Origin of the sequence: Anaerohalosphaera lusitana (genome assembly GCF_002007645.1) — a bacterium.
GTDB lineage: Bacteria > Planctomycetota > Phycisphaerae > Sedimentisphaerales > Anaerohalosphaeraceae > Anaerohalosphaera > Anaerohalosphaera lusitana.
This window is the reverse complement of the sequence record NZ_CP019791.1, coordinates 3,403,269-3,416,061: the sequence shown is the minus strand read 5'-3', so window position 1 is coordinate 3,416,061 and position 12,793 is coordinate 3,403,269. Positions and strand designations below refer to the sequence as shown.

The following is a 12,793-nucleotide window of genomic DNA, read 5'->3' as shown; positions in this document are numbered from 1 at the left end:
GGGCCGGGGAGGTTTCCCGCGGCTTCTTTTACGAATTATTACTGTTTCGGTAAGAATGGTTCGCATTTGTAGCTGATTTGATGAAGAATTGCAAGAAGAGGTTTAGGAAACGTAATATGACCAGTCGTAAATATTTGACGCAGGTTGTGAAGCAGGCTATTATGTTTAGTTTCCGGATAATTGTTAAGGAGTTTGCGAGATGATCGATGCGCTAAGTTCAGGGGAGTCAGGCACTGCTTTTGTAGTCAGGGTCAAGAACCTTATTTTCGGTGAAGAGTCCGCTGTTCCGCATGCTGATGTCATAAGTGCGGGGGCAGTGCTTGTAGGGCTGTTTGTCCTGGCTGTCATTGCGCATTTTATAGCTAAAAAAATCTTTTTCAAGGGTGTGGAGAAAGTAGTCAAACGCAGTGCGGCGAAGTGGGATGATGCGCTGGTGAATCACAAGTTTTTTGATCGGTTGGCGCATCTTGTGCCGGGCATTGTAATTCACGCGACGGCGTGCGGGCTCTTCGGTGAAGGAAGTACGCTTTGTACGGTTTTGAGGAACGGAGCGCAGGTGTATCTGGTGCTTGCGGGGGCGTTCGCGTTTGACGCTTTTTTGAGTGCGGGGCTGGCGATATACAAGGAGTTCGAGGTTTCGCGGCGTGTGCCGATCAAGGGGTTCATTCAGATCGTTAAGGTTTTGATGTATTCTCTGGCGGCTGTGTTTGTGCTCGCGATTCTGCTGTCTAACAATCCGGCCAAGATATTTGCCGGCATGGGTGCGATGACGGCGGTAATTATCCTGGTATTCAGGGATGCGATACTGGGATTTGTTGCGGGTATACAGTTGACGGCGAACGACCTGGTGCGTATCGGTGACTGGATCGAGGTGAGCAGGTATGGTGCAGACGGTGATGTGGTTGATATTACGCTTACAACGGTGAAGGTGCAGAACTGGGACAAGACGATCGTTACTGTGCCCGCTTATTCGCTTATCAGTGATTCGTTCAGGAACTGGCGGGGTATGAGCGAGTCGGGCGGCAGGCGGATGAAGAGATGTATTTATATCGACATGACGACGGTGAAGTTCTGCACGCCGGAGATGCGGGAGCGATTCAAAAAATTCGATTATCTGGGGGGCTACATCGAAAGGCGGCAGGAGGAGATCGAAAAATACAATGCTGAGCACCAGATCGACAATTCGGTGCTGGTAAACGGCCGACGGATGACGAATATCGGGGTGTTTCGGGCCTACGCTTCAGAATATCTGAAGAATCATCCTATGGTCAATCAGGAAATGACTATGATGGTAAGGCAGCTTGAGCCCACGCCGCACGGGCTTCCGGTGCAGATATACGCCTTCTGCAAGGATAAGCGATGGGTGCACTATGAGGGAGTGCAGTCGGACATTTTCGACCATCTGCTGGCGGTTGTCGGTGAGTTTGAGCTGCGTCTGTTCCAGGAGCCGAGCGGGGCGGATCTGAATTCGGAGTTTATTGTGCGCAAGGCCGAGTAAAAACAGAATGCCTTCCTGCAAAAGTTCAGCGTCTGAGCCGAGCTTTTGAGCCAGATAATGAATGGCCAAAAGCGCGCGTATCTATTTTGAGGATACGCACGCTTTCAGTTTATCTGATGGTTATTGGTTACTGGGCCTGCCACTCGGAGAGGTAGTCGAATTTCTGACCGCCTATGGATGCGTCGACCATCAGGCCCTTGTCAGCCAGAACGAATACTGCGTATCCATCCTTGTAGTCAGCCTTTGATGCGGCTCCTGAAGTCGCTGCGATAGCTGTGGCCTGGGCGGAGAAGGTGAATTCGCCGGTCTTAAACTTCTGCAGGTCGCTTGAGTCCCTGAAGAAGATAATTTCGCGGAAGTATTCGCCGCCGAAGGTGAATCCGAGGGTAGCCTGTGTCATGTCGCAGTAGCCGATGCGGGATCCGCCTTCGTAAACGATTCCCTTGCCGTATGCGCCGCCGAGCCAGAAGCCTCCTTTTACGACCTTGGGCAGGACCGCGTAGCCGGCAGATTCGTCGAGAAATCTCTGTATTCCCGGGGATTTCTGTTTGAATGCGGCGATGGCTTCCTGCGCCTGGGCCTGGAGTACGTCTTTGGATTCGGCTGACTTTGGTGCTGTGGCGCATCCTGTAATACAGATCGCCATTGAGGAAACTACCAGCAGCACAAGATGTTTTGTAAATGTCCTCATTTTTGTGTCTCCCAAGATAACAGAATTAGTTGTATTTTTGGTTTTTAGCGTTTCCTATCTTTATGGGCAAGCCTTTGTGAGTCTTATACTTATATGTTAGTTGCTGAAAAAACTTTGGCAATGCAGTTTTTGTCCTGATTATTTGTATTTTGTCGTTTTCGTCGCACATTACTATTTATACGCGGGAACGGCTGTAAATGGGGATGAAAGAGGATTAAAAGGTTCAGATATTAGTTCGTTAGGTATAGCTCTGAAGTAAGGGGTGGATTTTTTCGTTTTTTTTGCATATCTTAGACGAGTTGTACGTCTGTATTTTAGAAGTCGATCAAGGAGCCCGTGTTGACAACAAGGAAGGACGAAAAACTGGTCCTTGCATGTAAGCAAGGCGACAGGGATGCGTACGGGCAGCTTGTGGAAAGGCACTATAAGAGGGTGTTTTCGGTCTGTATGGGGCTGACCGGGGATGTCCATGATGCAGAGGATATAGCACAGGATGCAATGGTAAAGGCGTTTACACGAATCGAGAGTCTGGAGGATGGTGGGCAGTTCGGCAGTTGGGTGGTTCGGGTTGCGCGGAATCTGTGTATCGACTTTTTCAGGCGGCGGACGCGTGGGCGTGAGATCGTGGCTGAACAGGCGGAAGGACTCAAGAAATCCGGGGCGGACAGTGAGAAAAACGCTGTCGATCTGGAAGGGGCGATCAAGATGCTGCCCCAGGAGAACCGGCTTCCTCTGATGCTTTATTATTTTGAGAACAAGAGTCCCAAGCATATCGCAAAAGAGTTGGGGATATCAGATTCGGGGGTTTATCGCAGGTTGAGGCATGCGAGGCAGGAGCTGCATGCGATACTCACGCAAGAGGGGGAAAGCGTATGATGAAACGATGCGAGCACATCCGGGATATGATCGCAGAGATGGTCGGCGGTTTTGCTGGTGCCGATCAGGTGGGTGAGGTGCGGGAGCATATCGAGATATGTTCGGACTGCCGTGAGTATGAGCGGGCCTTGCGTGAAGAAGATGAGCTTCTAAGAGAGTTTGCTGCGTCCACCCAGGCAGATATGGGGCAGCGGATGGCTCGCGTGATGGATGAGGTCAGGTCGCAGGAGGCCGTGGGTAATTCAAATGGATTTTCTGTGCGTTACGTGCTGCGAAGGGCCGCTGTGTGGAGTGCGGCCGCTGTGATCGTGGTAGGCGTGTTAATTGGCTTTGCAGTGATGAAGGATGAAGGCGGGAGCGATGAGCCCATTGCCGTTGAGCAGGGACAGGATGAAATTTTAGAGAGAGATGTGCAAAACGAAATCGCTGTTGCGGAGCCAGTTGAGGAGGTTCGAGATTCGTCGGATGAGTGGGCGCTGGAGCAGGAATTCGATCTGCTGGACGTTTATTATGCCAACAAGGACGTCGAGGGATTGACTTCGATGCTTTACGAGGGTCAGCAGGAGAGCAGGCTGCTGGCGGCGACATATCTTTCGGATCTGGGCGGGGATGAGGAAATGCAGATACTTCGCGAGTTTGCCGAGGGCTGGGAGGGCGAAGGTATAAATCCGTTTGACAGGGCCGCGGATCGGATAGCAACGCGTATGGAGGATCAGACAGAGACGAAGGCAGCGGGCGAAGTTGCTGCTGTCGCGAAGGCTGACACATCTGATGCTGAGAACAGAGAAGACAGTTTCCGTTCGGTTGATGCCAATGTGGGTGTGGTGCGAGGGCCCTATCTGAGCGGTACTGTCAGAGATGCGGTTACGGGTGAGCCGGTAGGTGGGGTTACAGTCAAACTTTACGGTCCGAGTTTTTACAAGGCTGTTACGGACGAACAGGGATTTTACCGTTTCTCTGGTATCGAAGAGAGCGGCAATTATGTCGTAGGTGTTGAATCTCCTGACTATTTGGGGCTTGGACGTTGGTGGAACGCGCCGCTGGTCGCGTTGCGGGATGGGGTTGCGTTGGTGAAAGATATGAGGCTGGAGCGTGGCTGCAAGGCCGTTGTTCGCGTTTTTGATGAAGCGGGAATGCCTGTGAGAAAGGCCAAGGTCAGGCTGAGCTGGTTCGGCGGGGGTAATGATGACGAGAATTATGCAAGGGGCAGAAGTGATGATGATGGGATCGCGGTAGTTGGGGCCGTGAAGGCATCTCAGGTGCCTTACATGGTTTCGGTGTGGCATGACGACTATGCCCCGGCTGAGCGGGTGGTGAGGCTGGAAGATGTCAATGTTGACAGCCAGGTCGAGTTTGTCCTTCAGAAGGGTATGGCAGTTAAGGGCTATGCTCACTACTCGGACGGAGTTCCGGCCGAGGGAGCGAATATTATCGCCAGGCCGAAAGGATGGCAGGGCGGTTCGAGGGAGTATGAGAGTGGTCGTGTGGACGAGTTCGGTGCGTTTGTGCTGGAGAACATTGTGCCGGGCGAATACAGTTTCTGGGCCAAGTTTGACAGTGAGGGGCTCGAGTATGCTTATCCGCTGGAACAGATGAGGCTGCCGCTGGAAGGCAAGAAGCCTGTCATGTTGGACATAGGCCAAAAATCGCCCGAGGTGATGAGTTCGATAAGCGGTGTTTTATCATTTGATGAAGGGCTCGATCCGGGGTTTGTATATATCAGCGTGACTTCGGCCCAGGGCAGTACGAAGAATGTGATGCTCAGGTCCGATGTTACGAGGGAATTTGAAATAGACGGGCTTGAGAGCGGCTATTATCGACTTGTTTTCAGCGGCCGATATATCGAGACCAAGGTTATGGAAGGTGTTCAGAGCGGCGGGGAAAAGCTTAATGTGAGGCTGGAGGCACGTGAGAAAGCGCATATAAAAGGTGTAGTGCTGGCAGGTGATACAGGAGAGATCATTCCGAGGTTCCAGGTCAGACTGCACAGAGTTATAGATGGTGAGGGTGAGAGGCGGCCGCATCCGGGCGGCTGGTATCACTTCCAGAGTCGGGACGGTCGATTTGACGTTGAGGCTGATGACGGTGTTTACAGGGTAGAAGTCGATGCTGAGGGCTGGGCTCCGACGTTGAGTGAGCCGATCGACACGGAGGCGAGTTCGGGTGTGCTGGTTGAGCTGCAGCGAGGCGGCGATCTGATCGGCAGGGTTGTTGATACTGAAGGAAGGCCCGTAGCGGGGGCAAAAGTGATCCCTCTAAGCAAGGCTGGCGAGAGCTGGCGGGAAGCAAGCGAGAGCTTTTTCAGCGATGCGGGGCATGTTCTGACGGATGAGAACGGCGTTTTTGTACTTGAAGATCTGCCGGTGGGGATGGAAACCATAAAGGTGGTGCATGAGTTCTATGCGGACAAGGTTGTCGGTGAGATCGAGGTGCGTGCGGGTGATGACAGGGTGGGGATAGAGGTTGTGGTCGAACCCTGGGCGAACATCGACGGGTTTGTCTTTACTGAGGACGGCAGGCCTGATGTAAATGCAGAGCTGGTATTTTATACTTTTGATGACGGCCGGGCTGTAAGGGTTGGGACCGTATTGGCTGATGAGGAGGGCTATTATTCGGCTGACGGCCTGCCTGCTGAGTGGGTTTATGTTGTGCAGGAGGATGGGGACGGTGCGGGCGTGATCTGCAGGGGCGTTCCGGCAGTCAGCGGCGTTTCGGTTCGTGTGGACATGGGCAGTGATGAGTCAGCTAAGGTTGGAAGACTGGTCGTTGACGGCGAACCAGCGAGCGGTGTGGAACTGATGGTGACCAGCGACGGCGTTGAGGGGCTGGCTGATGTGCGGTGGATCGGTGTTACGGGCAGCGAGGGTGAGTTCTCTGTTCGCGGGGTGCCCGAGGGGCTGTATGATCTTTATTGTCGCGAGGACGGGGGAGAATGGGTCAATGCGGGCAGTGTGGAGTTTTACAGCGGTCTGACGGAGCTTGGAGTGATCGAAGTTGGGACGGTCGGAAGTGCTGTAGATACAGACGAGCAGTAGGGTGCAGTTGGGTGCAAAATGGTGCTTCGGAGGCAGTTCAGAGGGGCATTATTCTGACAGCAGGGGGTCGAGCAATTCTTTTACGAGTTCGAGCGGCAGGCCGATAACGTTTGTGAATGAGCCTTCTATGCGCTCGACGAATTCATCACCGGTTTCCTGTATGCCGTATGCGCCTGCTTTGCCTTGCCAGTCGCCGGCGGCGATATGGTCGGCGATCTGCTGTTCTGTGAGTTTGCGCGGGTAGACTGTGGTGACAGCGTGGCGGATGATCTCCAGATTGTCGCTGAGCCTGACGAGGGCCAGGCCGGTAATGACTTTATGAGGTTCGCTGAAGAGGTCTCGGGTTATCTGTTCGGCGTGGGCGGCGTCGCGGGGTTTGCCGATTATTTGTCCGTTGAGATCGACGATGGTGTCTGCGCCGAGTACGAGACGGTCGGGGTGGGTGTTTGCGACATTTCTGGCCTTTGCGGCGGCGAGGAGCATGGTGTGTTCGTCGGAGGCGATGCCCTCGGTTGGGAATGCGGATTCGTCAACCTGGGATGGGATGATGTCGAAGCTGTAGCCGGCTTCGCGGAGCAGTTTCTTTCGTCGCGGGGAGGCCGAGGCGAGGATGAAGTCGGAACTTTTGTTCATGTTATTTCAGTCTGATGTTGTAAACGATCTTGCGGCAGAATCGGCTGTAGTCTTTCTGGAGCAATCCTATTTCGCCTTCTATGTACTGGTTGAAAAGCTTGGGCGAGACGTAGCGGTTCCAACTGGTGGTGAATGGGATATTGCGGTTCGAAGCGATCTTCTGCTCATCCTGCGAGAGGGGCCAGGTGCCCTCGATGGCATCGCTGAGCAGGTTCTGGAACTGTGCGTACCGCTGGCCGTAATTATCTTCACGCAGGAACCTTACCAGAGCGTATGCCTGTGCGTAGAAGGCCATTACGTCTTCGCTGTCCTGGTAGTGGACGACTTCGCCGGGGTTCAATGCGAGCAGCGTTTTGAGGGGTATCGCGTTTTCGTCTATGAGTGTTTTTCGAAGGGATCCGAGCCTGCCGAGATTCTGGTTCGGCCTGAAGACGAATCTGTTATTGATGTAGCTGCTTTCTTCGAAGAGTGTTGCGAGTCCTTCGTCCAGCCATGAGGGCAGACGGTAGGTGAAATGACGGCTGTTGAACTGGTGCCAGCCTTCATGCCCGAGCACGGAGAAAGTTCTGCTTCTGCCGATGTTGTATGCGACGCATGCGCCGTTGAGATAGTATGCACCGCGTTGTATCTTGAGGTAGAGGTCGGACTGCTTGCCGGTAAATTCCTTTGTGAAATTTTCCCACTGTTCGCGATCTTTGAAGAGATATATTACGAAGGGGGAGTGGGTCTCCAGTGTTGCGGGGGTCTGTTTCTGGTATTCGCGGTGGGCGGATTCGAGAAAGGCGGGGACCTGTCTGAGCATCAGGGGGTCGAGCAGGGTTGTGTAAACTTTGTAATGTTCGGTATTGAGGATCAGTCCGTCGCTGTAGGAGTTTTGCCACACCTGGGCGTTTTGCAGGGCCGGTACGCAATCGAGATATTCGATCATGCCGGCCGGAGTTGTCATCGGCTGTGAGGTGGAATGGCGAGGTCCGGTCTGGCTTGAGCAACCGGACATTGCAAGGATAGCGAGCGCTAAAACAGCGAAGGTTACAAATTTAGTCTTCATCTTTCTCCCGTGAGCGAAAAAGCAATCAACACATCGAACATTCCCCCGCTAATGTTCTCCCGACAAGTCGCTCCTTGTATTTCAGCAACAATTAAAGGATACATAATTAGCGGCCACAGGTCAAATGATTTGCCAGTCTTCGTCGAATGCCTCAGCGGTGAACAGGTATACATCGGTTGCCGGGTCCTGCCAGGCGTCTGGTGCGAGGCCAGCCTTGTATTGGCAGCAGTAGGAAAGAAATTCTTCTTTTGACCAGCCGGTTTCGACGGCGACCTGGGGCAGCAGGCAACCTGAAGAGAGGCCGCTGATGATGTATATTCCGTGCGTGCCGATCTCGAGCGATAAGGGGTTACCCGTTTTTTCCAGTGGAGAAAGTACGGATATTTCGATATTCAGCTCGGGCAATTCTTCAGGTGTAATGGGGTTTGTGAGGAATCGCGGGTCGCGACGTGAGGCTGAAACGCCCATTTCGTCGACGAGGTCTGCGAGCGGCTTATCGGACGTAAACTGGCCTATGCAGCCGCGGAGCTGATTGCCGTTTTTCAGGGTGACGAAGCAGCCGCATTGCTGAAGCAGGTCGGGATCATCGACTTTCGGTGGCTCATTGGACGAACCTGTTACGGCAGATTCCACACTATTTTTTGCTATTTTCAGCAGTAATTTTTTTTGCCGTAAATCCATATTAATGCACCATTCTAAGAACTACAAACCCGGATCTTCCAAGTAAATCCGTGCAAAAAAATGACATTTTGATAGTATATGGCTTAAAGATGCTGTTTACAATAGTTTTTGCGTTCGGAGTTTAGATTTGAAACCACAATGCCGATTTCAGTTGATGAGAAGAATTACTGAAAAACCTGTTTTACCAACACCAGAGAGGCCGGGTTGTATCTAAACGTGAAATTGTAAGCAGTATGGCAGGGGGGGGAAACCGCGTACTTCCGAAATTTCGAGAAATTGGCCATGAAGTTGGCTTATGTCGACTAAACTGCAGTGAACTATATATATGGATGCCTGAAGGAGTCAACTGTGTCTTCTAACCGTTTAAATGGGAAAAGTCAGACATACATTCAAGACAAGGTGCTGTTGTTTTTAAAGGGCGTACTCATGGGCATCTGCGACCTGATCCCCGGTATTTCCGGAGGAACCATTGCATTCATCACCGGGATATATGAAAGACTCATCAACTCGGTTAAGGCATTTTCTCCGGCTCTTTTCCGCAGTGTATTTCGAGCCATAACTGATTCGGGCACTGAAACCAGACGCAACCTTCGCGAAAACATTCAAAAACTCGATCTGGGTTTTCTGCTGGTTCTGCTTTCCGGGATTGCAACAGCCATTTTGCTCGGTTCCCGGCTGATCAAGTACCTGCTGGAAGTTCATTTCTCCTACACGCTGATCTTTTTCGTGGGGCTGATCCTGGCATCCTCAAGAATCATCTACAGGAACATCCAAAATCACAAGTTGAAAAATGTAGCGTTTGGGCTTTTGGGTTTTGTCATCGGCATCGTATTGGGTTTTATCGTTCCCAAGGAGATGATGGATAACTATCTTTATGTCTTTATAGGCGGCTTTTTCGCGATCAGTGCCATGTTTCTGCCGGGCATCTCCGGTGCGTTCATTTTGTTGATCATGGGACTGTACGAATTCATAATTGACTGCCTGCACAATGTTTTCAAGAGCATGGACTATATTTTTGTCTTTGGTCTGGGGGCCTTATTCGGAGCTTTTGCCATCACAAGAATAATAAGTTTTCTGTTTCGAAAGGATAAATGCAAAACACTTTATGTCTTGCTTGGTCTTGTAATCGGAGCCACGAGCATCCCCCTGAAAAGAATCTATCAGGACGCTTCGTTCAGCCCGGGGAATATACTTCTGATGCTCTTTTTCTTTTTGGTGAGTTTCTTCCTTGTATATGCTGTATCCAATTATAAGAAGTTTTACACAAATAAAACTTCAGTAAATCAGGCGGCCGAATGTATGACCACCGGTGATGAACCCTGCTGCAAGCCTCCTAAAAGTCCGTCCAGGCGGCGGTAAATCCCCTTTTTTCGCGGGCCGAACCCAAGGTCCTGAATTCGGGTTCGCCTTCAGGTTATTTGAAGCATCTTCGTGGGTATTAGCTAGACAAACTGACTTTCAGGTGTTATCGGTTGATGTGGTAGAATTGAAATGCGAATTAGCGATACTTTTTAGTGAGCGAGCATCGATGAGTCCGGAATTCAAGGAGCAATTTGAGGACATAGAGGGAGGGGTGGTGGTCCGTGCACCTGCGAAGATCAATCTGAGTCTGCTGATAGCGGGCAAGCGGGAGGACGGTTTTCATGAGATCGAGACGGTGATGGCGAAAGTGAACTGGTACGATGAGCTTTTGATAGAGCGGATCGAAAGCGGGATCGAGCTGTTCTGCGAAGGGCCTTACTGGGCGCCGGAGGGGCCCGAGAATCTGGTCTGGCGGGCGTGCAGGCGGGTTTTTGATGAAGCGGGAGTGGAATATGGTGTGCGATTCACGCTCAGGAAGAATATACCGGCAGGCACCGGTCTGGGCAGCGCCAGCAGTGACTGTGCGGCGGCGGTCATGGGGCTCGACAGACTTTTTGATCTTGGCCTGTCTAGGGGACAGCAGATGCGGATAGGCGGCGAGCTCGGCAGTGATGTGCCGTTTTTTATGGGCGGTCCTGTTGCGTATTGCACGGGCAGGGGAGAAAAGATTGACGAAAAGCGGTGTAATTTTTTCTTTAAGACAATTTTGTTGTTGCCCGATGTAACTGTATCTACTAAAAAGGTTTACGAGAATTATCACCATGACGAGGACGAATACAGGCGTTTGCATGGTGAAATTAGCCAGTACATTGCGGAAAATAGGATTGATTTGTTGGGCAGTATTTGTGAGAATATGCTAGCGGCAAGTTGTTTCGATCTTTATCCGCGTTTGAGCGATCTTAAAAGTCGGAGCGGGTCGCTGGGGCCCGGGCGAGTTTGCCTGAGCGGCAGCGGTTCAGCAATGTATTGCATGGTGACCGACGTGGAGGAGCATGAGATTGAAGATTTTCAGTCGATGCTGAGGGAACGCATGGGCTGCGAAAGTCTATTATTGTACAGCAATAGATGGTAATAATTTCGCGAGGCATGTACCATGGAAATCACCGAAGTAAGAGTGAAGTTAGTAGCCAACAAGGATGATCGGCTCAAAGGTTTTTGCTCAATGACGCTCGACAACGATTTTGTAGTCAGGGACATCAAGGTCATTGAGGGAACGAACGGCTTGTTCGTAGCTATGCCGTCTCGCAAGATGAGTGATCACTGCCCGCAGTGCGGGGGTAAGAATCATCTTCGCGCGAAGTACTGCAACAACTGCGGTGCTCATCTTCCTGAGGAGCGGGTCAAGCAGGACTCAAAGGGAAGGCTCAAACTTCATGCTGACATCGCTCATCCGATCAATGCGGAATGCCGTAAAAGGATCCAGGATGCGATCGTAAAGGCCTATGAGGAGGAAGTGGAAAAGTCCAAGTCTCCAGATTACAGGCCTGTCAACATGGATACGGACGACTACGATGTGCCTGATGGTCAGTAAAAGCTTCTGCCGGTAGGTTTGACGGCAGATACGGGGGGTGTTTTTCTGGTAATCACAAAAAAAGCGGTGGTTGTGCGCCACCGCCTTTTTAATGGTTCAATCTGAAGATGATCTGTCAGCTTAGAAGGTCCTCCAGCATTCTGTCCATTGCTGCGTCGAGGTCCTTGTCGATCTCGCCTGTCTCGATACGGTCCCTGGCACGCAGAACCTTTTCGTGCCGAACCTCCGGAAGGGCGGCAATCATGCCCAGAAGTTTGCCCAGGGGCGTGTGGTTCAGGTTTTTGTGCAGTTCATCCGCAAATCTCTCGCTCTCCTGCTGAAAGACTTCCGTGAGTCTTTTTTCGGAGGGGGGATCAGTGCGGAGACGCTTTACGCGGTCGCAATCTGTAGAATTCATATTTCACCTATAAAAGCACGGGTTTTTGCGGCAAAAAATCCATTCTTTTGCCCCTCACCCAGCGGCCGACATGCGAGTCAGCCACTATATGTTGAGTTTTCCTCGGATTCCTTTCGAGGCTTCAACGCGAATTACAGTACTGATATCGTCATTGGCCTTCGCAAAACTTTAAAAATCCCAGGCGAAGTTTCAAAAAATTGAAACGATCACTATTTGTAGTTATAGGACGTTAAATTGGGCATAATAGGGTCAAGAGGGTGGATGCACAGGTCGCTGCAGGATGGTTCAGCAGTATTACTTAGGGCTTAGGATGAGGCCACTATATGTTGTGTCGGCAGGCTGAAAAACGGGGGCAGATTCCAAGGCTTTGCTGGTTTTCAGCGTTTTGAGATCTTTTGATGCTACGGATTGGGCATGATACTATCATTGGATAATGTGGCCAGCGTTATATGAGTCCGGGTGAGCAGGTCAGGATGTGTTTCTGGTCGGTTTTTTTGTTTTGGACGCCAGGGAGGTGTTTCAAGAGGAGCCGTAGTTGTAGGTCAGTCTGAAGTCGGCTTTCCATCTGTCGGGGCCGTCGCTTTGCTTTACGATCTTTGCCGAATCGCACTGCAGGTCGGGCCATTGCGACAGCAGGGTGGACATGAACTCGGTGAGTGTGACGATCGAGACAGGGTCCTCGATGGAGAGGGTAGCTGTTTTGGTTCTGTTGCCGCCTCGGGTGATAGGTGGGCCGCTTCGAAGGTCGTATGCCGAGGGTGAGATGCCGTTGAGCGGGGCAAGGCGGGCGATCGTTTTAGCGAAATCGAAGTCGCCGTCCTGGCTCTGTGCTGCGGCATATTCGAGCCTGCCCGGATCATGGGTGAGAATCTCTGTGACGAGGGGCTTGGCATCTTGCCACTGGTCCGCGGTGCGATCGAGCTCGTTCTGGGCCGCGGGCAGCTTTAGGGCGATAGTCGTCAGAACCCATATCAGTGCCAGGGAGGGTACGAGTATGAAGTAAAAGTCTTTTTTCTTGTAGAATTCGTTCATTTGTCTATG

12 protein-coding genes are annotated in these 12,793 nt (G+C 51.6%); 6 read left to right on the top strand and 6 right to left on the bottom strand.

Annotation, left to right across the window (positions count from 1 at the left end):
• Positions 1 to 199: 199 nt before the first annotated feature.
• Positions 200 to 1,498, top strand: coding sequence for a mechanosensitive ion channel family protein (locus STSP2_RS13760; RefSeq protein ID WP_146663324.1), 1,299 nt, complete (start codon positions 200 to 202; stop codon positions 1,496 to 1,498).
• 127 nt (positions 1,499 to 1,625) lie between these two features.
• Here the strand turns inward: STSP2_RS13760 and STSP2_RS13755 are convergent, their stop codons facing one another.
• Positions 1,626 to 2,189, bottom strand: a complete 564-nt coding sequence (locus tag STSP2_RS13755) for a lipid-binding SYLF domain-containing protein (protein ID WP_146663323.1) — start codon at positions 2,187 to 2,189, stop codon at positions 1,626 to 1,628.
• Between the two features lie 339 nt (positions 2,190 to 2,528).
• Between STSP2_RS13755 and STSP2_RS13750 the strand changes: the two genes are divergently transcribed.
• Both STSP2_RS13750 and STSP2_RS13745 read left to right on the top strand, forming a co-directional pair.
• Positions 2,529 to 3,065, top strand: coding sequence for an RNA polymerase sigma factor (locus tag STSP2_RS13750; RefSeq protein WP_169853228.1), 537 nt, complete (start codon positions 2,529 to 2,531; stop codon positions 3,063 to 3,065).
• On the top strand, positions 3,062 to 6,100 hold the full coding sequence (locus STSP2_RS13745) for a carboxypeptidase regulatory-like domain-containing protein (protein ID WP_146663321.1): 3,039 nt from the start codon (positions 3,062 to 3,064) through the stop codon (positions 6,098 to 6,100). Before STSP2_RS13750 ends, STSP2_RS13745 begins: the two co-directional genes overlap by 4 nt.
• A gap of 48 nt (positions 6,101 to 6,148) precedes the next feature.
• On the opposite strand, the gene STSP2_RS13740 is transcribed toward STSP2_RS13745, so the two are convergent.
• From STSP2_RS13740 to amrA, 3 genes are all read right to left on the bottom strand, one after another.
• Positions 6,149 to 6,733, bottom strand: a complete 585-nt coding sequence (locus STSP2_RS13740; RefSeq protein WP_146663320.1) for a Maf family protein — start codon at positions 6,731 to 6,733, stop codon at positions 6,149 to 6,151.
• A gap of 1 nt (position 6,734) precedes the next feature.
• A complete protein-coding gene (locus STSP2_RS13735; protein ID WP_146663319.1) occupies positions 6,735 to 7,781 on the bottom strand; it encodes a hypothetical protein in 1,047 nt (348 codons plus the stop codon).
• A gap of 120 nt (positions 7,782 to 7,901) precedes the next feature.
• Entirely contained in the window at positions 7,902 to 8,462 is a 561-nt protein-coding gene (amrA, locus tag STSP2_RS13730; protein WP_146663318.1) for an AmmeMemoRadiSam system protein A, read from the bottom strand.
• A gap of 348 nt (positions 8,463 to 8,810) precedes the next feature.
• On the opposite strand from amrA, the gene STSP2_RS13725 reads away from it, so the two are divergent.
• The 3 genes from STSP2_RS13725 (at position 8,811) to STSP2_RS13715 (ending at position 11,355) form a co-directional block, all read left to right on the top strand.
• Positions 8,811 to 9,821 (top strand): DUF368 domain-containing protein, encoded by a 1,011-nt coding sequence (locus STSP2_RS13725; protein ID WP_146663317.1) that lies wholly within the window; start codon positions 8,811 to 8,813, stop codon positions 9,819 to 9,821.
• Between the two features lie 118 nt (positions 9,822 to 9,939).
• Complete coding sequence (gene ispE / locus STSP2_RS13720; protein WP_169853227.1) at positions 9,940 to 10,896, top strand: 4-(cytidine 5'-diphospho)-2-C-methyl-D-erythritol kinase; 957 nt, start codon at positions 9,940 to 9,942, stop codon at positions 10,894 to 10,896.
• A gap of 21 nt (positions 10,897 to 10,917) precedes the next feature.
• A complete protein-coding gene (locus tag STSP2_RS13715; RefSeq protein WP_146663315.1) occupies positions 10,918 to 11,355 on the top strand; it encodes a SpoVG family protein in 438 nt (145 codons plus the stop codon).
• A 115-nt stretch (positions 11,356 to 11,470) separates the two neighbouring features.
• Here the strand turns inward: STSP2_RS13715 and STSP2_RS13710 are convergent, their stop codons facing one another.
• Both STSP2_RS13710 and STSP2_RS13705 read right to left on the bottom strand, forming a co-directional pair.
• The gene (locus STSP2_RS13710; protein ID WP_146663314.1) at positions 11,471 to 11,752 is read right to left on the bottom strand and encodes a flagellar biosynthesis anti-sigma factor FlgM; all 282 of its coding nucleotides are present in this window, start codon (positions 11,750 to 11,752) and stop codon (positions 11,471 to 11,473) included.
• Between the two features lie 519 nt (positions 11,753 to 12,271).
• Complete coding sequence (locus STSP2_RS13705; RefSeq protein WP_146663313.1) at positions 12,272 to 12,784, bottom strand: hypothetical protein; 513 nt, start codon at positions 12,782 to 12,784, stop codon at positions 12,272 to 12,274.
• Positions 12,785 to 12,793: the final 9 nt, after the last annotated feature.

Bases quoted from the DNA above. Each gene is read 5' to 3' on its own strand.
- STSP2_RS13760 (WP_146663324.1), top strand. From the start codon at position 200: ATGATCGATGCGCTAAGTTCAGGGGAGTCAGGCACTGCTTTTGTAGTC.
- STSP2_RS13755 (WP_146663323.1), bottom strand. From the start codon at position 2,189: ATGAGGACATTTACAAAACATCTTGTGCTGCTGGTAGTTTCCTCAATG.
- STSP2_RS13745 (WP_146663321.1), top strand. From the start codon at position 3,062: ATGATGAAACGATGCGAGCACATCCGGGATATGATCGCAGAGATGGTC.
- STSP2_RS13740 (WP_146663320.1), bottom strand. From the start codon at position 6,733: ATGAACAAAAGTTCCGACTTCATCCTCGCCTCGGCCTCCCCGCGACGA.
- STSP2_RS13735 (WP_146663319.1), bottom strand. From the start codon at position 7,781: ATGAAGACTAAATTTGTAACCTTCGCTGTTTTAGCGCTCGCTATCCTT.
- amrA (WP_146663318.1), bottom strand. From the start codon at position 8,462: ATGGATTTACGGCAAAAAAAATTACTGCTGAAAATAGCAAAAAATAGT.
- STSP2_RS13715 (WP_146663315.1), top strand. From the start codon at position 10,918: ATGGAAATCACCGAAGTAAGAGTGAAGTTAGTAGCCAACAAGGATGAT.
- STSP2_RS13710 (WP_146663314.1), bottom strand. From the start codon at position 11,752: ATGAATTCTACAGATTGCGACCGCGTAAAGCGTCTCCGCACTGATCCC.
- STSP2_RS13705 (WP_146663313.1), bottom strand. From the start codon at position 12,784: ATGAACGAATTCTACAAGAAAAAAGACTTTTACTTCATACTCGTACCC.